This window comes from Streptomyces sp. NPDC031064 (assembly GCF_055570965.1).
On the sequence record NZ_JBVIGF010000003.1, the window covers coordinates 87,538 to 107,660 of the forward strand.

Consider the following 20,123-nt stretch of genomic DNA (forward strand, 5'->3'; position numbering starts at 1 on the left):
CACAGTAGGGGGCCACCGGGCCGATTGTCGTACCCAATTCGTAGGGTGGCGGCATGTCCGACGAGTCTCCTCTCCTCCGCAGCCTGCGCGCCGCCGTCGCCGCCGCGCCCGACGACGTACCCCTGCGGCTGCACCTCGCCGAACTCCTGCTCCAGGCGGGGCGCAACGACGAAGCCGTGACCGAGGCGGCCGTCGCCCTCCAGCACGCGCCCGGCGACGCCGACGCCCGCGCCCTGATGACGCGTGCCATGGGGCTCCCCGAAGCACCCCGGCCGGCACCGCAAGCCCCGCCGTCCCCGGCGGACTTCGACTGGGCCGCCGCCGAGCAGGAGGTCGGCGACATCGTGCCGCCCCGGTTCGTCGAGGGCACCGAGGCGCCCCTCACCGTCGACGGCCACGGCGACGACCCCGGCGGCGCCGACGCCTGGGAGGTGGACGCGCCCGGCGCCGTCCGGCTCGCGGACGTCGGCGGCATGCAGGAGGTCAAGGACCGGCTGGAGGCCGCGTTCCTGGCGCCCATGCGCAACCCGGAGCTGCGCAAGCTGTACGGCAAGAGCCTGCGCGGCGGCCTGCTGCTGTACGGGCCGCCCGGCTGCGGCAAGACGTTCATCGCCCGCGCGGTCGCCGGTGAACTCGGCGCGAGCTTCCTGTCGATCTCGCTCAGCGACATCCTCGACATGTACATCGGCGCCTCCGAGAAGAACGTCCACGACATCTTCGAGACCGCCCGTGCCCAAGCCCCCTGCGTCGTCTTCCTCGACGAACTCGACGCGCTGGGCGCCAAGCGCAGCCGCAGCCACCACAGCGGACTGCGCAACGTCGTCAACCAGCTCCTGACCGAACTGGACGGCATCGCCGCCGACAGCAACGAGGGCGTGTTCGTCCTCGCCGCCACCAACGTCCCCTGGGACGTGGACATCGCGCTGCGCCGCCCCGGCCGCCTCGACCGCACCCTGCTCGTCCTGCCGCCCGACGCCGCCGCGCGGGACGCGATCCTCCGCTACCACCTGCGCGACCGCCCCATCGAGTCGGTCGACCTCGGCAAGCTCGTCAAGGCCACCGAGGACTTCTCCGGCGCCGACCTCGCCCACGTCTGCGAGAGCGCCGCCGAGGCCGCGCTGCTCGACTCTGCCCGCACCGGCACCGTACGGATGATCAACATGAAGGACCTGATGGGCGCGGCCAGGCAGATCCGGCCGTCCACCGAGCCCTGGTTCTCGGCCGCCCGCAATGTCGCGACCTTCGCCAACGACGGCGGCATGTACGACGACCTCCTCGCGTACCTGAAGAGGAAGCGCAAGCTGTGACCACCCCGGCCGACCCGCCCACCCCGCCCGCCTCGCGACCGATGACGCTGGAGCGGGCCGAGGCGCTGTACGACCTGGAGCGGTACGAGCAGGCCGCCGCCCTCACCGCGCAGCACCTCGCCCAGCACCCGGACGACGCCCACGCGCTCGCCCTGCTCGCCCGCTGCCGCCGTCACCTCGGCGACCGCACGGAGGCGCTGCGCCTGGCCGACGAGGCGCTGCGCGCCGACCCCGAGCTGCCGTCGGCGTGGTTCCTCCGCGCCGACCTGCTCGCCCACGGGCCGGCCGGCGGGCCCCAGTGGGCGGCCGCCGAGGACTCCGCCCGGCGCGGCCTCGCCCTCGTACCGCACCACTGGAGCGGCTACCACGTGCTCGGCACGATCCTCGCCCGCTCCGACCACCCGGCGCGGCGCCGCGAGGCGTACGCGCTCGCCCTCCGCTCGGTCGAGCTGGGCCCCGAGGAGGACGCCACCCACTTCCTGCTCGGCCTGACCGCGTACCAGCTCAAGGACTACCGCACCGCCGAGAAGGCCTACGAGAACGCCCTGCGGCTCAACCCGGAGAGCAGCGAGGCGCACAACAACCTGTCGCTGCTGCACCTGCGCCGCCGCTGGTACCGGCGCGGGGCGTGGACCAGGGCCGCCGAAGGGTTCGTCGACTCCGCCGCGCTCGACCTGGACGACCGCGAGGCCCGTTTCAACCTGGAGACCATGGCCTGGGGCACGGCGGCCGGCGCCCGCTGGGTCGCCCTGGGCGGTTTCATGGCCGCGACCATCGGATCGGCCCAGCTCCGCACCGGCCGCACCGGAACGGGCGCCATGGTGGCCGAGTTCGTCGGCGTCGCCGTGTACGTGGCGCTGTGGGCCGGCTGGGCCCTGTGGCTGCGGCGGCGCGTGCCGCCCCGGCTGCGGCGCCCGATGCTGCTGATATCCCGCCGGTGCCCACCGGTGCTGTGGATGGCCGGCGCGGTCGGACTGCTCGGCCTGCACTCGCTGGTCACCCTGGCGCTGCCCACGCTGACCGCGGGCGTGGTCGCCGGGCTCGGCGCGCCGCTGTTCTGGGCCGTGGTCATCACGTACTGGGTCAGCAGGTCGGCGCTCAGGAGACGCGCGCCCGGCCGCCGATAGAGTGCCCTTGTAACGCCCCATCACATACGCGAAGTGGAAGGGACCAGGAATGGCCGGAGAGCCGCAGAGCGACTGCCTGTTCTGCAAGATCGTGGCGGGGGAGGTCCCGGCCACGATCGTCCGCGAGTCGGAGACGACCGTCGCCTTCCGCGACATCAACCCGCAGGCGCCGACGCACGTCCTGGTCATCCCCAAGGCGCACTACCCGGACGCCGCCGCGCTGGCCGCCGGGGCGCCCGAGCTCGCGGCGGACGTGCTGCGCGAGGCCGGGCACGTCGCGGAGGACGAGAAGGTCGACGGCACCGGCTACCGCATCGTCTTCAACACCGGCACCGGCGCCGGGCAGACCGTCTGGCACGCGCACGCCCATGTGCTCGGCGGCCGCGGCCTGAACTGGCCCCCCGGATAGTCACCCGTCATGTCCGTACGCGAACTCGTCGTGCTGGGCACCGCCAGCCAGGTGCCCACCCGACACCGCAACCACAACGGCTACCTGCTGCGCTGGGACGGCGAGGGCATCCTCTTCGACCCGGGCGAGGGCACCCAGCGCCAGATGCTGCGCGCCGGGGTCGCCGCGCACGACATCGACCGCATCTGCGTCACCCACTTCCACGGCGACCACTCCCTGGGCCTCGCCGGGGTGATCCAGCGCATCAACCTCGACCAGGTGCCGCACCCGGTCACCGCGCACTACCCGGCGAGCGGGCAGCGCTTCTTCGACCGGCTGCGGTACGCGACGGCCTACCGCGAGACGGTCAAGCTCGTCGAGGCGCCGGTCGCCGCCGACGGGGTGCTCGCCGAGAGCCGCGCGTACACGCTCGACGCGGTGCGGCTGTCGCACCCCGTCGAGTCGTTCGGCTACCGGCTGACCGAGCCCGACGGGCGCCGCATGCTGCCCGAGAGGCTCGCCGCGCACGGCATCGAGGGCCCGGACGTGGGCCGCATCCAGCGCGAGGGCGCGCTGGGCGGGGTGCGCCTGGAGGACGTCAGCGAGGTACGGCGCGGGCAGCGCTTCGCGTTCGTCATGGACACCCGGCTGTGCGACGGCGTCCACGCGCTCGCCGAGGGCTGCGACATGCTGGTCATCGAGTCGACGTTCCTCGACGAGGACGTCCTGCTCGCCGAGGACCACGGCCACCTGACGGCCGGACAGGCGGCCGTGGTCGCCCAGCAGGCGGGCGTACGCCACCTGGTCCTCACCCACTTCTCGCAGCGCTACGGCGACCCCGACCTGTTCGAACAGCAGGCGCGGGCGGCCGGTTTCGACGGTGAGCTGACCGTCGCCCACGACCTGATCCGCGTCCCCCTCCCCAAACGCCACCCGTAAGGCCACGCGCCAGTAAGGCCCAGGCATCCCATGCACCTCCCCGAAGCGATCCCCAAGGCAGAACTGCACCTCCACATCGAGGGCACCCTCGAACCCGAGCTCGCCTTCGCGCTCGCCGCACGCAACGGGGTCGAGCTGCCGTACGCCGACACCGAGGCGCTGCGCAAGGCGTACCTCTTCAGCGACCTCCAGTCCTTCCTGGACCTGTACTACGGGCTGATGGCCGTGCTGCACACGGCCGACGACTTCACCGACCTCGCCGACGCCTACCTGGAGCGGGCCGCGCGCCAGGGCGTACGGCACGCCGAGATCTTCTTCGACCCGCAGGCGCACACCGAGCGCGGCGTGCCGATCGGCACGGTGATCGAGGGCCTGGCCCGGGCGCTGGAGCGCGGCGAGGAACGGCACGGCATCTCCACGCAGCTCATCATGTGCTTCCTGCGCGACCGGCCGGCCGAGTCGGCGATGGAGACCCTCCAGGCCGCGAAGCCGTACCTGCGCCACATCGTGGGCGTCGGCCTGGACTCGGCCGAGGTGGGCCACCCGCCGTCGAAGTTCGCCGACGTGTACGAGGCAGCCGGAGCGCTCGGGCTGCGGAAGGTCGCGCACGCGGGCGAGGAAGGCCCGCCCGCGTACATCCGCGAGGCCCTGGACGTCCTGGGCGTCGAGCGGATCGACCACGGGCTGCGGGCGGTGGAGGACCAGGACCTGGTCCAGCGCCTGGCGCGGGAACGGGTGCCGCTGACGCTGTGCCCGCTGTCGAACGTCCGGCTGCGCGCCATCGACGTCCTGGAGGACCACCCGCTGCCCGCCATGATGGCGGCGGGCCTGCTGGTGACCGTCAACTCCGACGACCCGGCCTACTTCGGCGGATACGTCGGCGACACCTTCCACGCGGTCCACGAGGCGCTGGGGCTGGGCGAGGAGCAATTGCGCGAGCTGGCCCGCAACTCGTTCCTGGCCGCGTTCCTGGACCACGACGAGGAGCGCCGCTCCCGCTACCTCGCCGAGGTCGAGGCGTACGAGTTCGACTGACGCGGCCCCCGGCTAGCGCGGACCCGACGGGCCCGCCGGGCGGTAGGCGCGGCGGCGGACGAGCAGCGGGGCCTGGGAGCGGACCGGGAACTCGGTGACCGGCTGCTCGGGCGCGCCGATCTGCGGTGCGGCCAGGCCCGTCGCCGCGCCCGTGGTGCCCGCGACGACCGCGGCGGGGGCACCGCCCCGGCGGCGGACGGCGCCCGGCACGAGCGGGCGGCCCGAGGTGTGCAGGGCCACGGCGGTCAGCGGGACGGCGAGCAGCAGCAGGAGGGCGCCCAGCACCAGGCCCATGCCCGGGTAGCCGGCCAGGTCCGACAGGACGCTGCCGGTGACCGGCCCGCAGGCCACGCCCAGCGAGGACGCCGAGCCCGCCAGCACCGCCCAGCGGCCGCGCGGGTCGAGGGAGGCGGCCAGGCCGATCAGGTACGACAGGACGACCGGGTAGCAGGCGTTCCACAGGATCTCGCCGGCCGCGAAGGACGCCAGGCCCTCGGCGGCGGACGTCAGCACGATGCAGCCGGCGATCAGCACCGTACCGAGGCCGATCGGCACCGCCCGCCCGAGCCGGGCGCCCAGCGCGCCGGCCGCCGTGACGCCCAGCAGCCCCGCGCCGAGCGCCGCCGCGAACACCGCCCCGACGGTCACCTCGGTCAGGCCCGCCTGGGTGAGCCCGATCCGGCCGCTGACGCCCCACAGGGCGTTCTGCGCCATGGACCAGCACACCATCGCGCCCGCCAGCACCAGGCCCGCGCGCGGCCTGGGCAGCGGCGCCGCCGCCTCCCGGACCTCGCCCGTGTCGTGGCCCGTCTCCAGCCGCCCCGTCGCCGGCCACACGGCCGCCGCGACCAGCGCCAGCGACGCGAACGGCAGGGAGTGCCCGCCGCCCAGGTGCGGCAGCGTCAGGTACAGGGCGCCCGCCGTGGCCGACACCGACAGCAGGCCCAGCGTCGAGGCACGGTGCGGATCGCGCCGCCCCGCGATCCCGGCCGCGGCGACCGCCGTCGCCGTACCGGAGCCGAAGCCGCCGGCCACCGCGCCCGCCACGACCGGCGGGACGGCCGTGGCGAGGGCCGCGCAGCCGTAGCCGGCCACGGCCAGCAGCAGGCCCGCCCGGGCCAGTCGGCGCGGCCCGTACCGGTCCACGCGGGAGGCGAGCGTGAAGCCCGCGGCGGCGGAGCCCAGGAGGAGGCCGGAGCCGACGAGACCGGCCTGGGCCGGGGTCAGTCCGAGACCGGCGGAGAGACGGCCGACGACGGTCGGCAGGAGGTACGCGGCGAGGTAACCGGCCGTGAACACGGCGACGAGCGGCCACAGGGCGCGCTGGCGCGAGGGCATGGGCGTTCCCGAACAGGGCGAAGGGGGGAAGGGGTGGAGCGCCCGGTGTCGTACGGGAACGTGCACGGGAACGCGGGCCAATTTGTATCAAGCGGGCCGGGCACGCGAGAAGGCGAGAAGGCCCCCTCGGCATGTGATCTGAGTCACGAAGTGTTTGTCTGGTGAGAGGTCGGGTAAGCGCACCTGTTTCCCGCACGCCGACGCCCTTCGCGAACGGCGGGAATCGGGCACACTGTCCTGATCCGTACCGCGACCGGGGAGCCCGCCGTGACCACATCCAGAGGAGAGCAGCAGCAGCGGCAACACACGGCCGGAATCGACCCCTTGGACGCGCTGCGCACGCCCGCCGACCCCGAGTACGACGTGTTCCTCACCGGCACCGTCTTCCTCGACATCATCTTCACCGGCCTGGACAGCGCCCCCGTGCGCGGCACCGAGACCTGGGCGCGGGGCATGGGCTCCAGCCCCGGCGGCGTCGCCAACATGGCCACCGCCCTCGCCCGGCTCGGGCTGCGCACCTCCCTGGCGGCCGCCTTCGGCGACGACCACTACGGCGAGTACTGCTGGGACGCCCTGGAGCAGGGCGAGGGCATCGACCTGTCCCGGTCGCGCACCGTGCCCGGCTGGCACTCGCCGGTGACCGTCTCCATGGCGTACGAGGGCGAACGCACCATGGTGTCCCACGGCCACGAGGCGCCGCCCCTGGACGGCTCCCTCCCGGCGTGCCCGCCACGCGCGCGTGCCGCCGTCGCGTCCCTCGCGCCCGGCCGCCCCGAGGAGTGGGTCACCGACGCGGCCCGCCAGGCCACCCGCGTCTTCGCCGACGTCGGCTGGGACGAGACCGGCCGCTGGGACCTGGCCGCCCTGCCGGACCTGGACCACTGCGAGGCGTTCCTGCCCAACGCCGAGGAGGCGATGCGCTACACCCGCACCTCCTGCCCCCGCGCCGCCGCCCGAGCGCTCGCCGACAAGGTGCCGCTCGCCGTGGTCACGCTCGGTTCGGAGGGCGCCTACGCCGTGGACGGCGGGACCGGCGAGACCGCCGAGGTCCCGGCCATCGAGGTCGCCGCCCTCGACCCGACCGGCGCCGGGGACGTCTTCGTCGCCGGGTTCGTCACCGGCACCCTCGCCGGCTGGCCGCTCGCGGACCGGCTCGCCTTCGCCGGGCTGACCGCCGCCCTGTCGGTGCAGGAGTTCGGCGGCTCGCTGTCCGCGCCGGGGTGGGTGGAGGTCGCCGCCTGGTGGAACTACGTCCAGGGCTGCTCCGACCAGGACCCGGCGGCCCTGCGCCGGTACGCGTTCCTGGAGTCGCTGCTGCCCGCCCCGATCAGGCCCTGGCCGCTGCGGCGGGCCGTGCCCACCATCGGCTTCGGGCGGTCCGCCTGACAGAGGCGACGGCGGGAAAAGCCTTCGGGGTTGTCAGCGCCACGACGTAGGCTGGATGTCCAGAGGTTGTCGAGCAGCGAGAACCCTGCAACGGAGGTATGTGCAGGCCTGAGAGCCGGCCCATGACGCAGACACCCACAGACCAGGTACGAGCCCATTTCACGGTCCCCGCGAAGCACCCCATGGTGACTGTGCTCGGCTCGGGCGACGCCCTGCTGCGCGTGATCGAAGAGGCGTTCCCGGCGGCGGACATCCATGTGCGCGGCAATGAGATCAGCGCGGTCGGCGACGCCACGGAAGTCGCCCTGATCCAGCGCCTGTTCGACGAGATGATGCTGGTGCTCCGCACCGGGCAGCCGATGACGGAGGACGCAGTGGAGCGGTCCATCGCGATGCTCAAGGAGGAGACGGGCGGCAAGGCCGTCGAGACCCCCTCGGAGGTCCTCACCCAGAACATCCTCTCCAGCCGCGGCCGCACCATCCGCCCCAAGACGCTCAACCAGAAGCGGTACGTCGACGCGATCGACAAGCACACGGTCGTGTTCGGCATCGGCCCCGCCGGTACCGGCAAGACGTACCTGGCGATGGCCAAGGCGGTCCAGGCCCTCCAGTCCAAGCAGGTCACCCGGATCATCCTGACCCGGCCGGCCGTCGAGGCGGGCGAGCGGCTCGGCTTCCTGCCCGGCACGCTCTACGAGAAGATCGACCCGTACCTGCGGCCGCTGTACGACGCGCTGCACGACATGCTCGACCCCGACTCGATCCCGCGCCTGATGGCGGCGGGCACCATCGAGGTCGCTCCGCTGGCGTACATGCGCGGCCGGACGCTGAACGACGCCTTCATCATCCTTGACGAGGCGCAGAACACGAACCCCGAGCAGATGAAGATGTTCCTGACCCGGCTCGGGTTCGACTCCAAGATCGTCATCACCGGTGACATCACCCAGATCGACCTTCCGGGCGGCACCAAGAGCGGTCTGCGCCAGGTCCGGGAGATCCTGGACGGGGTCGAGGACGTCCACTTCTCGATGCTCACGTCGAACGATGTCGTACGGCACAAGCTCGTCGGCCGTATCGTCGACGCGTACGAGAAGTACGACAACCAAAACGGGAAGTAGCACACGAGCACCATGTCGATCGACGTCAACAACGAGTCCGGCACCGAGGTCGACGAACAGGCGATCCTCGACGTCGCTCGGTACGCGCTCACGCGCATGCGTATCCACCCCCTCTCCGAGCTGTCGGTGATCGTGGTGGACGCCGAGGCGATGGAACAACTGCACATCCAGTGGATGGACCTGCCGGGACCGACGGACGTCATGTCCTTCCCGATGGACGAGCTGCGCCCGCCCGCCAAGGACGACGAGGAGCCCCCGCAGGGGCTCCTCGGCGACATCGTGCTCTGCCCGGAGGTCGCCGCCAAGCAGGGCCAGGAGGCCCCCACGCAGCACTCCATGGACGAGGAGCTCCAGCTCCTCACCGTCCACGGGGTGCTGCACCTGCTCGGGTACGACCATGAGGAGCCGGACGAGAAGGCCGAGATGTTCGGGCTTCAGGCGGCGATCATCGACGGCTGGCGCGCGGAGAAGGGCCTGACGGGTCCCTCCCCGGCGCCGACCGTCTCATGACCGCCCAGCTCATCCTCGGCGCGGTCGCGCTGGTCGTGGTCGCGTGGCTCGCGGCGTGCGCCGAAGCGGGCCTGGCCCGGGTCTCCGGCTTCCGCGCCGCCGAGGCGGTACGGGTCGGCCGGCGCGGCGCCGCCAAGCTGGTCCAGGTCGCCTCCGACCCCACCCGGTACCTGAACCTGGCCCTGCTGATCCGGGTCGCGTGCGAGATGGCCGCCGGGGTCATGGTCACGTACGTCTGCCTCAACGAGTTCGACGAGACGTGGTCGGCCCTGCTGGTCGCGATAGGCGTGATGGTGCTGGTGTCGTACGTCGCCGTCGGCGTCTCGCCCCGCACCATCGGCCGCCAGCACCCGCTGAACACGGCGACCGCCGCCGCGTACGTCCTGCTGCCGCTGGCCCGCGTGATGGGCCCGGTGCCGCAGCTCCTGATCCTCATCGGCAACGCGCTCACCCCCGGCAAGGGCTTCCGCAAGGGCCCCTTCGCCTCCGAGGCCGAGCTGCGCGCCATGGTCGACCTCGCCGAGCAGGAGTCCCTGATCGAGGACGACGAGCGGCGCATGGTCCACTCCGTTTTCGAGCTCGGCGACACCCTCGTACGCGAGGTGATGGTCCCGCGCACGGACCTGGTCTCCATCGAGCGGTACAAGACCATCCGCCAGGCCCTGACCCTGGCGCTGCGCTCCGGCTTCTCCCGCATCCCGGTGACCGGCGACAACGAGGACGACGTCGTCGGCATCGTCTACCTGAAGGACCTGGTCCGGCGCACCCACATCAACCGGGACGCCGAGAACGACCTGGTCTCCACGGTCATGCGGCCCGCGACGTTCGTCCCCGACACCAAGAACGCGGGCGACCTGCTGCGGGAGATGCAGCAGGAGCGCAACCACTGCGCCGTGGTCATCGACGAGTACGGCGGCACGGCCGGGATCGTCACCATCGAGGACATCCTGGAGGAGATCGTCGGTGAGATCACCGACGAGTACGACCGGGAGCTGCCGCCCGTGGAGGAACTGGGCGAGGGCCGCTTCCGGGTGACCGCGCGGCTCGACATCGGCGACCTGGGCGAGCTGTTCGGCCTCGACGAGTACGACGACGAGGACGTCGAGACGGTCGGCGGACTGCTCGCCAAGGCCCTCGGCCGCGTCCCCATCGCGGGTGCCTCCGCCGTGGTCGACCTCCCCGACGGGCGGTCGCTGCGGCTGACGGCCGAGTCCCCGGCCGGCCGCCGCAACAAGATCGTCACGGTGGTCGCGGAGCCGGTCGCATGACCCCGGAGCAGCTCCGGACGTTCTGCCTCGCCTTCAACGACGCGGTGGAGGACTTCCCCTTCGGCCCGGAGACGTCGGTCTTCAAGGTCGCGGGCAAGATGTTCGCCCTTTCCGCCCTGGACGCCCGGCCGCTCAGCGTCAACCTCAAGTGCGACCCCGAGATCGCGCTCCAACTGCGCGCCGAGCACCCGGCGATCGTGCCCGGCTGGCACATGAACAAGCGCCACTGGAACACGGTCACCGTCTCCGGGCTCCCGGACCGCCTGGTCCGCGAACTGATCGAGGACTCCTACGACCTGGTCGTCGCGGGCCTCCCGAAGGCGACCCGGCTGCGCCTGGACCGCCCCTAGCCCGGCCAGCCCGGTGCCGGTGCCCATGCCGGTGCCGGTTCCGAGGCCGGTGCCGGGGGCTTCACGTGGAGGCGGCCGGGCGGCGCGTGCGGAGGCCGAGGGCCACCAGGAGGGCGGTGACCAGGACGATCGCGGCGTCCGCCGCCAGGACCGTGCGGACCCCGCGGCTCCGAAGAGGGCGAGGGCGAGGGCGAGGGCGCGGGCGCCGTGGAACGGTCCCGCGCAGGTGTGTCGATGATCATGTCCCTCACCCTCCGGTCGCCGAAGCGGCCCCGGGGAGCGGCAACTTATCCTGTTGGCCGCACCACCAGGCAGGGGGAGGACGACCGGTGACCGTGACCGAAGGCGCGAGCTCCAAGGCCCACCGGCTCGCCGAACTCCGGGCGTTCCTGATGAGCCGTCGGGCCCGCGTCACACCCGCCGAGGCGGGGCTCCCCGCCGGCGGCGCCCGGCGCCGTACCCCCGGCCTCCGCCGCGAGGAGGTCGCCGTCCTCGCGGGCGTCGGGGTCTCCTGGTACCAGTGGCTGGAGCAGGGCCGGGACATCACCGTCTCGCCGCAGGTGCTCGACTCGGTGGCCCGCGTGCTGCGCCTCAGCCCCGCCGAGCGCCGCCACCTCTACGTGCTGGCCGGGCTCAACCCGCCCCCGCCCGAGGTCGATCCGGACCAGCGGGACATGTGCGCCGGGCTGCGACGGCTCATCGACGCGTGGATGCCGTACCCCGCGCACATCATGGACCGGTACTGCAACACGGTCATGTACAACGACTCGGCGTCGACCGTTCTCGGTATGCGCCCCGGTATGCCGCAGAACGGCGTCATCGCGTTCTTCACCGACCCCCTCTACCGGTCGCGGGCCAAGAGCTGGGCGCGCAACGCCCCGCAGCTCGTCGCCCAGTTCCGGGCGGCCTGCTCGGAGTGCCCGGACGACGAGGGCTTCCGCGCGGTGGTGGAGGAGGCCAAGGCCGCCAGCGCGGAGTTCACCGAGCTGTGGGAGCGCCGCGACATCGCCCCGGCGGGCCAGGTGCACAAGGAGCTGGAGCACCCGGTGGTCGGCACGCTGCACGTGGAGTCGACCCAACTGCGCGTCCCTGCCCGCCCGGACCTGACGATCGTGCTGCACACCCCGCTTCCGGAGGCGGACACGGCGGCGAAACTGGAGTGGCTGGCGGGCCCGGAGGGACGGCGCGGGGCGACGTACCCGCTGGCGGGCTGAGCAGTTAAAGGGCGGAGCTCGGGCGTCCCTTGTGTGTATTCTCAGCGCGGCCGTTTTACGGCGGGGAGGGGGGAACCACAGCTCCCCAGGAACAGCACATCCCTAGGGAGAACACTTCTTCATGCGTACTCGTATACGTCGCGGCGCTGCCGTCGCGCTCACCGTTTCCGCGCTCGCCCTCACCGCCGCGTGCGGTGGCTCCGCAGACAAGGGCGGCGACAAGGCGGACAAGCCGAAGGGCGACAAGGCCGCCGAGAAGCCGGCGGCGGCCGCGCCGCTGACCGCCGAGCAGATGAAGGCGGGTGTCCTCACGGTCGCGGACATGCCCAAGGGCTGGACCGCCACCAAGAACCCGGTCGACGCCGCCTCCTACAAGGCGGACAAGCCCGAGTGCCAGCCGATCGCGACGCTGCTCCAGAACAACATCGACGGCGCCACGATGGGTGCGAACCAGGACTTCACCGGTGGCAACGGCGCGAACCAGTTCTCCCACCAGATCCTGACCTTCCCCGGCACGGGGGCCACGGACTTCGTCGCGTCCATCGGCACCGCCGCCGAGAAGTGCACCGGCTTCAAGACGACCATGGAGGGCGTGCCCGCCAACCTCAAGGTGGAGAAGCTCCAGGCGCCGAAGACCGGCGAGGAGGCCCACGGCGTCCGCGTGAGCATGGACCTCGGCGGTGCGATGGAGTTCGCGCTCCACATGGCCGTCTCCCGCCAGGGCAGCGGTGTGTCCCGTGTCGTGCTCGTGCCCGGCACCCCGGCCGCCGCCAAGGACTACGACGACCTCGCCAAGCGCGCCGGCGACAAGTTCGTCAAGGCCGCCCAGAGCTGACGCTGATCGCGGACTTATCCTCGGGGCATGACACAGAGCACCGACATCGGCCCCGAGGACCGCAAGATCATCACGCTGGCGCGCAGCGCCCGTGCCCGTAACGGCGTGCCCGAGGGCGCGGCGGTGCGGGACGAGACGGGGCGTACGTACGTCGCCGGGACCGTCGCCCTTCCGTCGCTGAACCTCAGCGCGCTCCAGACGGCGGTCGCGATGGCCGTGGCCAGCGGCGCCAAGTCGCTGGAGGCCGCGGCCGTCGTCACCGAGGCCGGTGCCGCCTCGGACGCGGACCGCGCCGCCGTCCGCGACCTGGGCGGCCCGGCCACCCCGGTGCTGGTGGCGGGTCCCGACGGCGAGCTGCGCGCCACGGTCACCGCCGGCTGATGGCCGCTGCGGGGAAGAAGGCCGGGGACCTGACCTACCCCCGGCTCGTCCTGGCGGTCGGCGCCTTGGGGGTGGTCGTCAACGTCGTCGACTGGTTCGTCGAGGGCGCGCCGCAGCCGTACCACGCGTTCCCGCTGCTGCTCGTGCTGTGGGCGGCGGGCGACCTGCTGAAGGCGCCCCGCCCGGCCGCCGCGCGGGCGGTGCGGGCCGCCGCCGGCGTGCTGCTGGTCGCGGCGGGACTGGCCGCCGGCGTCCCGGCCGCGACCGCGCTCGTACGAGGCGAACCGGTCGACTGGCCGGCCCTCGTCCTGGGCGTCCTGGTCGTCCTCTACGCGGCCGTGGCGGTGACCGCCGTGGCCGTGCGGCGGGGGCAGCGGTACGTGAGCAGTGCGCGCATCGGGGAGAATGGCCCCCATGAGCGCTCGTAACCCTGACACCGAAACCACCCACAGGGCCGGTTTCGCCTGCTTCGTCGGCCGCCCCAACGCGGGCAAGTCCACCCTCACGAACGCTCTGGTCGGCCAGAAGGTGGCGATCACCTCCAACCGGCCGCAGACCACCCGGCACACCGTGCGCGGCATCGTGCACCGCCCGGACGCGCAGCTCATCCTGGTCGACACCCCGGGCCTCCACAAGCCGCGCACCCTGCTGGGCGAGCGGCTCAACGACGTCGTGCGCACCACGTGGGCCGAGGTCGACGTGATCGGCTTCTGCCTGCCCGCGAACGAGAAGCTGGGGCCCGGCGACCGGTTCATCGCCAAGGAGCTGGCGGAGATCAAGAAGACCCCGAAGGTCGCGATCGTCACCAAGACGGACCTGGTGGACTCCAAGACCCTCGCCGAGCAGCTCATCGCGATCGACCAGCTCGGCAAGGAGCTGGGCATGGAGTGGCAGGAGATCGTCCCCGTCTCGGCGGTGGGCGGCAAGCAGGTGCAGCTCGTGGCCGACCTGCTGATCCCCCTCCTCCCCGAGGGCCCGGCGCTCTACCCGGAGGGCGACCTCACGGACGAGCCGGAGCAGGTCATGGTGGCCGAGCTGATCCGCGAGGCCGCGCTGGAAGGCGTACGGGACGAGCTGCCGCACTCGATCGCGGTGGTCGTCGAGGAGATGCTTCCGCGCGAGAACCGCCCGGCGGACAAGCCGCTGCTGGACATCCACGCCAACGTCTACATCGAGCGCCCCAGCCAGAAGGGCATCATCATCGGCCCCAAGGGCCAGCGCCTGAAGGAAGTCGGCATGAAGTCCCGCAAGCACATCGAGGCGCTGCTGGGTACGCCCGTCTTCCTCGACCTGCATGTGAAGGTCGCCAAGGACTGGCAGCGCGACCCGAAGCAGCTCCGCAAGCTCGGGTTCTGAACCTGCCGGGCCGGCGCCCCGCCCGCGGCGCGCGCCCAGGCGCGGTAGCCCAGGGGTGACGGGTCACCGACAGCCGGAGGCGGCGGCGAGCTCCGTCGCCACCGGGCTCACGCGCCTTCCCTGAGCACCCGCGCCACCAGCTCCCGCTGCGCCTCGGTCAGCCCCGGGTCGGCGCAGTACACCGTCCGGCCGTCCACCGTGATCTCGTAACCGAACCCGTCCGGCACGCCCACCGGCCGCTCGCCCCGCCCGCCGGCCAGCGCCGCCTCGGCCAGGGCGTGCCAGTCGCGGGCATCCCGCAGCCCCGAGGTGTCCACCTCGGCCCGCCGCTCGATACCCGCGAACCCGCCCGTGCGGATGACCCGAATACGCATGGGCCCTGTCTACTCCGTCGGCAGCCCCACCGTCGACCAGGCCTTCACCACCGCGTCGTCCTCCGCGCCGCCCGCCCCGAACCGCTCCCGCGTCGCCGTCACCGTCAGCCGGGAGAAGTCCTCGAACTGCGCGTCCACCGCCAGCCGGCCGCCCGTCAGCACGTCGTACCAGACCTTCCCCGCCTTCTCCCAGGCATGACCGCCCAGCTCCTTGGCGAAGAGGTAGAAGGCGTGGTTCGGGATGCCCGAGTTGATGTGCACGCCGCCGTTGTCGGCGCCCGTGTGCACGTAGTCCTCCATCTTCGCGGGCTGCGGGTCCTTGCCCAGGACGTCGTCGTCGTACGCCGTTCCCGGGGCCTTCATCGAGCGCAGCGCCACGCCCTGCACCTCCGGTGCCAGCAGACCGGCGCCGATCAGCCAGTCGGCCTGCTCGGCGGTCTGCCCCAGCGCCTTCTGCTTGACCAGTGCGCCGAAGACGTCCGACATCGACTCGTTCAGCGCCCCGGGCTGGCCGAAGTACGCCAGGTTCGCGGTGTACTGGGTGACGCCGTGGGCCAGTTCGTGGCCGATGACGTCCACCGCGATGGTGAAGTCGAGGAAGATCTTGCCGTCCCCGTCGCCGAACACCATCTGGTCGCCGTTCCAGAAGGCGTTGTTGTAGTCCCGGTCGTAGTGGACGGTCGCGTCCAGCGGCAGCCCCGACCCGTCGATCGAATCGCGCCCGTACGCGTCGCGGAACAGCTCGAAGGTCGCGCCGAGACCGGCGTACGCGCGGTTGACGGTCGCGTCACCGGTCGGCTTCTCGCCCTCGCCGCGCACCTTCTTGCCGGGCAGCGCGGTCTTGTGTCCGGCGTCGTAGACGGTCCGCTTCGGCTTGTCGGCGGGCGCGTCCGCCGCGACGGGGACGGGGGTGGCGCCGACGACCGTGGTCAGCCGGCGGGCGGTGCGGTTGGCGGCGTCCGCGACGAGGGTGCGGCGGGCGGCGGCGGCGATGACCGGGTCGGCGGCGCGGGAGAGCCGGTCGAGCAGGTGCGGCGGGACGATCGTGCAGAACACGGAGGGGGAGGCAGTCATGTCCCGCAATGTGGCAGCCTGTCACCGTGGTGTCACGAGCTGCGACGAGGATTCCCGAAAAGGAGTGATACGTCACTGTTTGACGGTTACCGCGCCGAATCCCGCATACTGAAACGGCACCTCCACTCACGGTGTTGCTCGGCTAGGCTTCTTCGCATCATGCGTTTCGGGCTGCTTCTCCTTAGCTGCCGCGGCGAGGGCCTGTAGTCGTAGGCCGACCCCCTCCCCGCGGAGTCTGGTGCTGCTTCGACCCAGTCGGCCGTCCCTTGAAGGACAACCGAGGAGCCCTACGCAATGTCCCAGCCCGTTGGCCGCCCTACGCCCATCACCAACGCGACGCACACCCAGAAGCCGTCCGGGATGCCGATCCACAAGTACGGCCAGTACGAGGCCGTCGACATCCCCGACCGCACCTGGCCGGACAAGCGCATCACCAAGGCGCCGCGCTGGCTGTCCACCGACCTGCGGGACGGCAACCAGGCGCTGATCGACCCCATGAGCCCCGCCCGTAAGCGCGAGATGTTCGACCTGCTCGTACGCATGGGCTACAAGGAGATCGAGGTCGGGTTCCCGTCCTCCGGTGAGACCGACTTCAACTTCGTGCGCTCCATCATCGAAGAGGGCGCCATCCCCGAGGACGTGACGATCTCCGTCCTGACCCAGGCCCGCGAGGACCTGATCGAGCGGACCGTGGAGTCCCTGCGCGGCGCCCACCGGGCCACCGTGCACATGTACAACGCCACCGCGCCCGTCTTCCGCCGCGTCGTCTTCCGCGGCTCCAAGGACGACATCAAGCAGATCGCGGTCGACGGCACCCGTCTGGTGATGGAGTACGCCGACAAGATCCTGGGCGACGAGACGGTCTTCGGCTACCAGTACAGCCCGGAGATCTTCACCGACACCGAGCTGGACTTCGCCCTGGAGGTCTGCGAGGGCGTCATGGACGTCTGGCAGCCCGAGGAGGGCCGCGAGATCATCCTGAACCTGCCCGCCACCGTGGAGCGCTCGACGCCCTCCACGCACGCGGACCGGTTCGAGTGGATGTCCCGCAACCTGTCCCGCCGCGAGTACGTCTGCCTGTCCGTCCACCCGCACAACGACCGCGGTACGGCGGTGGCGGCGGCCGAGCTGGCGATCATGGCCGGCGCCGACCGCATCGAGGGCTGCCTGTTCGGGCAGGGCGAGCGCACCGGCAACGTCGACCTGGTGACGCTGGGCATGAACCTGTTCTCCCAGGGCGTGGACCCGCAGATCGACTTCTCGCAGATCGACGAGATCCGCCGCACTTCCGAGTACTGCAACCAGATGGAGGTCCACCCGCGCCACCCCTACGCGGGCGACCTGGTCTACACCGCCTTCTCCGGCTCCCACCAGGACGCCATCAAGAAGGGCTTCGACGCCATGGAGGCCACCGCGGCCGCCGCCGGCAAGACCGTCGACGACATCGAGTGGGCCGTGCCGTACCTGCCGATCGACCCCAAGGACGTCGGCCGGTCCTACGAGGCGGTCATCCGCGTCAACTCGCAGTCCGGCAAGGGCGGCATCGCGTACGTCCTGAAGAACGACCACAAGCTGGACCTGCCGCGCCGGATGCAGATCGAGTTCTCGAAGATCATCCAGGCCAAGACCGACGCCGAGGGCGGCGAGGTCACGCCGAAGGACATCTGGTCCGTCTTCCAGGACGAGTACCTGCCCAACCCGGACAACCCGTGGGGCCGCATCCAGCTCCGTTCCGGCCAGACCACGACCGACAAGGACGGCACGGACACGCTGACCGTCGAGGCGGTCGTCGACGGCACCGAGACGGTCCTGACCGGCTCCGGCAACGGCCCGATCTCGGCCTTCTTCGCCGCGCTCCAGGCCATCGGCATCGACGTCCGCCTGCTGGACTACCAGGAGCACACGATGAGCGAGGGCGCGTCCGCGCAGGCCGCCTCGTACATCGAATGCGCCATTGACGGCAAGGTGCTGTGGGGCATCGGCATCGACGCCAACACCACCCGCGCCTCGCTGAAGGCGGTCATCTCCGCCGTGAACCGCGCCGCGCGCTGACCCGGCACACCTGGACCCCGCCCTTTCGGAGGCTTTCCGGAGGGCGGGGTTCAGCCATGTCCGTGGCGATCTCACGCCGGGGTGCTGACGTGACATCACCGATGTGGCTAACATCACGCCAACGCGGCAAGGCGGCCGAGGCGTTCTGGAGGTGCGACGTGCTGCCAGCACGAGGCTCACGCGGGCGAAAAGTGCGTATCTGCTCCATTTCCACCTCATGGAACACCGTCGGCGACGGCCAGTTCTTCTGCCCCGGATGCGGCGGGGACCGCAATTACCGGCGCCGCACCGGCCGTCGGCGCCTCACCCTCCTCGGGCTGCCGCTGCTGCCCCGCGGCCTCGCCGGGCCGGTCGTCGAATGCGCGGCCTGCCACACCCACTTCGGCACCGACACCCTGGACCACCCCACCACGGCCCGCTTCTCCGCCATGCTGCGCGACGCCGTGCACACCGTCGCCCTCGCCGTCCTGGCCGCCGGCGGCGTCTCCTCGCGCCCGGTCCTGGAGACCGCCGTCTGCGCCGTCCGTGCCGCCGGGTACGAGGACTGCACCGCCGACAGCCTCACCGCCCTCATCGAGGCCCTGGAGGCCGACACCGGCCGCTTCGTCGCCGACGCCGGCGCCCCGTGCGGCGCCGCCCTCGCCATCGAGCTGCACGAGGCCCTGGAGCCGCTCACCCCGCACCTCGCACCCGCCGGCCGTGAGTCGATCCTCCTCCAGGGCGCCCGCATCGCCCTCGCCGACGGCGCCTACACCACCGCCGAACGAGACGTCCTCACCACTGTCGGCAACGCACTGCACCTCCGCGCGGACGACACGGCCCGGCTGATGGAGGCGGCGAGGACGCCGTTCTGACCTCCTCCGGGGCTCCTTAGGGCGTGTCGCCATGGCCACCACGAGGGCTCGTGGCAGAGGCTGGTCGAATGCTGGTACTGGGACGCTCACAGGTCGAGGCGCTGCTCGACATGGACGCGCTGATCGACGCCCTCAGCCCCGCGATGGTGGACCTCAGCGAGGGCCGGGCCTCCGTGCCCGACCGGGTCGCCGCCGTGGTGCCCGAGCAGGACGGGTTCCTGGCGGCCATGCCGGGGTTCGTGCCGTCCGCCGGGGTGCTCATGACCAAGCTGGTCTCGCTCTTCCCGCACAACGCCGGGACGCCCCTGCCGACCCACCAGGCGCTCATCGCCGTGTTCGACCCCGAGACGGGCGCCCCCCAGGCCCTCCTGGACGGCACCGCCATCACCGCCGCCCGCACCGCCGCCGCCTCGGCCCTGTCGGCACGGCTCCTCGCCCGCCCCGACGCGTCCGTCCTCGCCGTCCTCGGCACCGGCGTCCAGGCCCGCACGCACGCCCACGCCATGTGCCGGGTGCGGCCCGTCCGGCACATCCGGGTGGCCGGCCGCGACCCCGTCCGGGCGGCCGTGCTCGCCGACGAGCTGGCGGCCACGCTGAACGTCCGGGTCGACGCCGCCCCCACGTACGCCGAGGCGCTCGACGGGGCCGACGTCGTCGCCGCCGCCACCCACGCCGTCGACCCGGTCGTACGCCGTGCATGGCTGACCCCCGGCGCCCACATCGCCTCGGTCGGCTTCAACCGGGGCGGGCGCGAGGTCGACGACGCGACCGTGGCCGACGCCCTGGTGTGCGTCGAATCGCGCCGGGCCGCCCTCGCACCGTTCCCCGCCGGCAGCAACGACCTGATCTTCCCCCTCCGCGACGGCGTGATCACCGCCGACCACATCCACGCCGAACTCGGTGAGCTCATCAACGGCAGCAAGCCGGGCCGAAGCTCCGCGGACCAGATCACCCTCTACAAGTCGGTCGGCGTGGCCGTCCAGGACGCGGCGGCCGCCGCCCTCGTCATCAACGCCGCGCGGGAGCGGTCGGTCGGTGACGAAGTCCGCCTGGACTGAAGGCGGTTGTTGGCCGGTTTTCGCCGTTGCGCATGATCGTTCGTCATCGGTACGTTGACGCCGTGACTGCCGGGTCGGCCATGGGCCACACACGAGTAGGGCACCCGGCCTCGGCGTGACGCCGGGGCGGGCCAGAGCCCCGCCTTTTCTGTTTTCTCC

The 20,123-nt window shown here is 72.2% G+C and carries 21 protein-coding genes; 18 read left to right on the plus strand and 3 right to left on the minus strand.

Translation table 11 applies throughout. From position 1 onward, the window contains the following. Nucleotides 1-53: 53 nt before the first annotated feature. From ACZ46W_RS11330 to ACZ46W_RS11350, 5 genes are read left to right on the plus strand one after another with little or no spacing between them, the layout of a single operon-like run. Nucleotides 54-1,307: an ATP-binding protein gene (locus ACZ46W_RS11330; RefSeq protein ID WP_468334945.1), complete on the plus strand. Its 1,254-nt coding sequence runs from the start codon at nucleotides 54-56 to the stop codon at nucleotides 1,305-1,307. After that, nucleotides 1,304-2,434, plus strand: coding sequence for a tetratricopeptide repeat protein (locus ACZ46W_RS11335; RefSeq protein ID WP_468334948.1), 1,131 nt, complete (start codon nucleotides 1,304-1,306; stop codon nucleotides 2,432-2,434). Before ACZ46W_RS11330 ends, ACZ46W_RS11335 begins: the two co-directional genes overlap by 4 nt. A 49-nt stretch (nucleotides 2,435-2,483) precedes the next feature. Next, nucleotides 2,484-2,843, plus strand: a complete 360-nt coding sequence (locus ACZ46W_RS11340) for a histidine triad nucleotide-binding protein (protein WP_468334951.1) — start codon at nucleotides 2,484-2,486, stop codon at nucleotides 2,841-2,843. A gap of 9 nt (nucleotides 2,844-2,852) precedes the next feature. Beyond that, nucleotides 2,853-3,761, plus strand: coding sequence for a ribonuclease Z (locus ACZ46W_RS11345; protein ID WP_468334954.1), 909 nt, complete (start codon nucleotides 2,853-2,855; stop codon nucleotides 3,759-3,761). A 30-nt stretch (nucleotides 3,762-3,791) separates the two neighbouring features. Further along, nucleotides 3,792-4,796, plus strand: coding sequence for an adenosine deaminase (locus ACZ46W_RS11350; RefSeq protein WP_468334957.1), 1,005 nt, complete (start codon nucleotides 3,792-3,794; stop codon nucleotides 4,794-4,796). A gap of 12 nt (nucleotides 4,797-4,808) precedes the next feature. Here ACZ46W_RS11350 and ACZ46W_RS11355 read toward each other — a convergent pair whose 3' ends face one another. Then, complete coding sequence (locus tag ACZ46W_RS11355) at nucleotides 4,809-6,134, minus strand: MFS transporter (RefSeq protein ID WP_468334960.1); 1,326 nt, start codon at nucleotides 6,132-6,134, stop codon at nucleotides 4,809-4,811. Nucleotides 6,135-6,401: 267 nt separating this feature from the next. Between ACZ46W_RS11355 and ACZ46W_RS11360 the strand changes: the two genes are divergently transcribed. From ACZ46W_RS11360 to era, 10 genes are all read left to right on the plus strand, one after another. Continuing rightward, nucleotides 6,402-7,520 carry a carbohydrate kinase family protein gene (locus tag ACZ46W_RS11360; RefSeq protein WP_468334962.1) on the plus strand — a complete coding sequence of 373 codons (1,119 nt, stop codon included), beginning with the start codon at nucleotides 6,402-6,404 and terminating at the stop codon, nucleotides 7,518-7,520. Between the two features lie 122 nt (nucleotides 7,521-7,642). Further along, on the plus strand, nucleotides 7,643-8,638 hold the full coding sequence (locus ACZ46W_RS11365; protein WP_468334965.1) for a PhoH family protein: 996 nt from the start codon (nucleotides 7,643-7,645) through the stop codon (nucleotides 8,636-8,638). A gap of 12 nt (nucleotides 8,639-8,650) precedes the next feature. Further along, on the plus strand, nucleotides 8,651-9,148 hold the full coding sequence (ybeY, locus tag ACZ46W_RS11370) for an rRNA maturation RNase YbeY (protein ID WP_468334968.1): 498 nt from the start codon (nucleotides 8,651-8,653) through the stop codon (nucleotides 9,146-9,148). Beyond that, nucleotides 9,145-10,416 carry a hemolysin family protein gene (locus ACZ46W_RS11375; protein ID WP_468334971.1) on the plus strand — a complete coding sequence of 424 codons (1,272 nt, stop codon included), beginning with the start codon at nucleotides 9,145-9,147 and terminating at the stop codon, nucleotides 10,414-10,416. The genes ybeY and ACZ46W_RS11375 overlap by 4 nt, the downstream gene beginning before the upstream one ends. Then, nucleotides 10,413-10,766, plus strand: a complete 354-nt coding sequence (locus ACZ46W_RS11380) for an MmcQ/YjbR family DNA-binding protein (RefSeq protein WP_366129507.1) — start codon at nucleotides 10,413-10,415, stop codon at nucleotides 10,764-10,766. The genes ACZ46W_RS11375 and ACZ46W_RS11380 overlap by 4 nt, the downstream gene beginning before the upstream one ends. Before the next feature lie 392 nt (nucleotides 10,767-11,158). Next, on the plus strand, nucleotides 11,159-11,980 hold the full coding sequence (locus ACZ46W_RS11385) for a helix-turn-helix transcriptional regulator (RefSeq protein ID WP_468336931.1): 822 nt from the start codon (nucleotides 11,159-11,161) through the stop codon (nucleotides 11,978-11,980). A 121-nt stretch (nucleotides 11,981-12,101) separates the two neighbouring features. Further along, a complete protein-coding gene (locus ACZ46W_RS11390; RefSeq protein ID WP_468334975.1) occupies nucleotides 12,102-12,815 on the plus strand; it encodes a hypothetical protein in 714 nt (237 codons plus the stop codon). Nucleotides 12,816-12,842: 27 nt separating this feature from the next. Next, complete coding sequence (locus ACZ46W_RS11395; protein WP_468334978.1) at nucleotides 12,843-13,196, plus strand: cytidine deaminase; 354 nt, start codon at nucleotides 12,843-12,845, stop codon at nucleotides 13,194-13,196. Continuing rightward, nucleotides 13,196-13,624: a hypothetical protein gene (locus tag ACZ46W_RS11400; RefSeq protein ID WP_468334981.1), complete on the plus strand. Its 429-nt coding sequence runs from the start codon at nucleotides 13,196-13,198 to the stop codon at nucleotides 13,622-13,624. The genes ACZ46W_RS11395 and ACZ46W_RS11400 overlap by 1 nt, the downstream gene beginning before the upstream one ends. Continuing rightward, nucleotides 13,602-14,552, plus strand: a complete 951-nt coding sequence (gene era, locus ACZ46W_RS11405) for a GTPase Era (protein ID WP_468334984.1) — start codon at nucleotides 13,602-13,604, stop codon at nucleotides 14,550-14,552. Before ACZ46W_RS11400 ends, era begins: the two co-directional genes overlap by 23 nt. A gap of 107 nt (nucleotides 14,553-14,659) precedes the next feature. On the opposite strand, the gene ACZ46W_RS11410 is transcribed toward era, so the two are convergent. Both ACZ46W_RS11410 and ACZ46W_RS11415 read right to left on the minus strand, forming a co-directional pair. Next, the gene (locus ACZ46W_RS11410; protein WP_468334988.1) at nucleotides 14,660-14,926 is read right to left on the minus strand and encodes a protealysin inhibitor emfourin; all 267 of its coding nucleotides are present in this window, start codon (nucleotides 14,924-14,926) and stop codon (nucleotides 14,660-14,662) included. Between the two features lie 9 nt (nucleotides 14,927-14,935). Next, nucleotides 14,936-16,000, minus strand: coding sequence for a M4 family metallopeptidase (locus ACZ46W_RS11415; RefSeq protein ID WP_468334991.1), 1,065 nt, complete (start codon nucleotides 15,998-16,000; stop codon nucleotides 14,936-14,938). A gap of 294 nt (nucleotides 16,001-16,294) precedes the next feature. Between ACZ46W_RS11415 and leuA the strand changes: the two genes are divergently transcribed. The 3 genes from leuA (at nucleotide 16,295) to ACZ46W_RS11430 (ending at nucleotide 19,964) form a co-directional block, all read left to right on the plus strand. Further along, nucleotides 16,295-18,052 (plus strand): 2-isopropylmalate synthase, encoded by a 1,758-nt coding sequence (leuA, locus tag ACZ46W_RS11420; RefSeq protein ID WP_468334994.1) that lies wholly within the window; start codon nucleotides 16,295-16,297, stop codon nucleotides 18,050-18,052. 158 nt (nucleotides 18,053-18,210) lie between these two features. Then, nucleotides 18,211-18,906: a TerB family tellurite resistance protein gene (locus ACZ46W_RS11425; protein ID WP_366129498.1), complete on the plus strand. Its 696-nt coding sequence runs from the start codon at nucleotides 18,211-18,213 to the stop codon at nucleotides 18,904-18,906. Between the two features lie 68 nt (nucleotides 18,907-18,974). After that, the gene (locus ACZ46W_RS11430) at nucleotides 18,975-19,964 is read left to right on the plus strand and encodes an ornithine cyclodeaminase family protein (RefSeq protein WP_468334997.1); all 990 of its coding nucleotides are present in this window, start codon (nucleotides 18,975-18,977) and stop codon (nucleotides 19,962-19,964) included. Nucleotides 19,965-20,123: the final 159 nt, after the last annotated feature.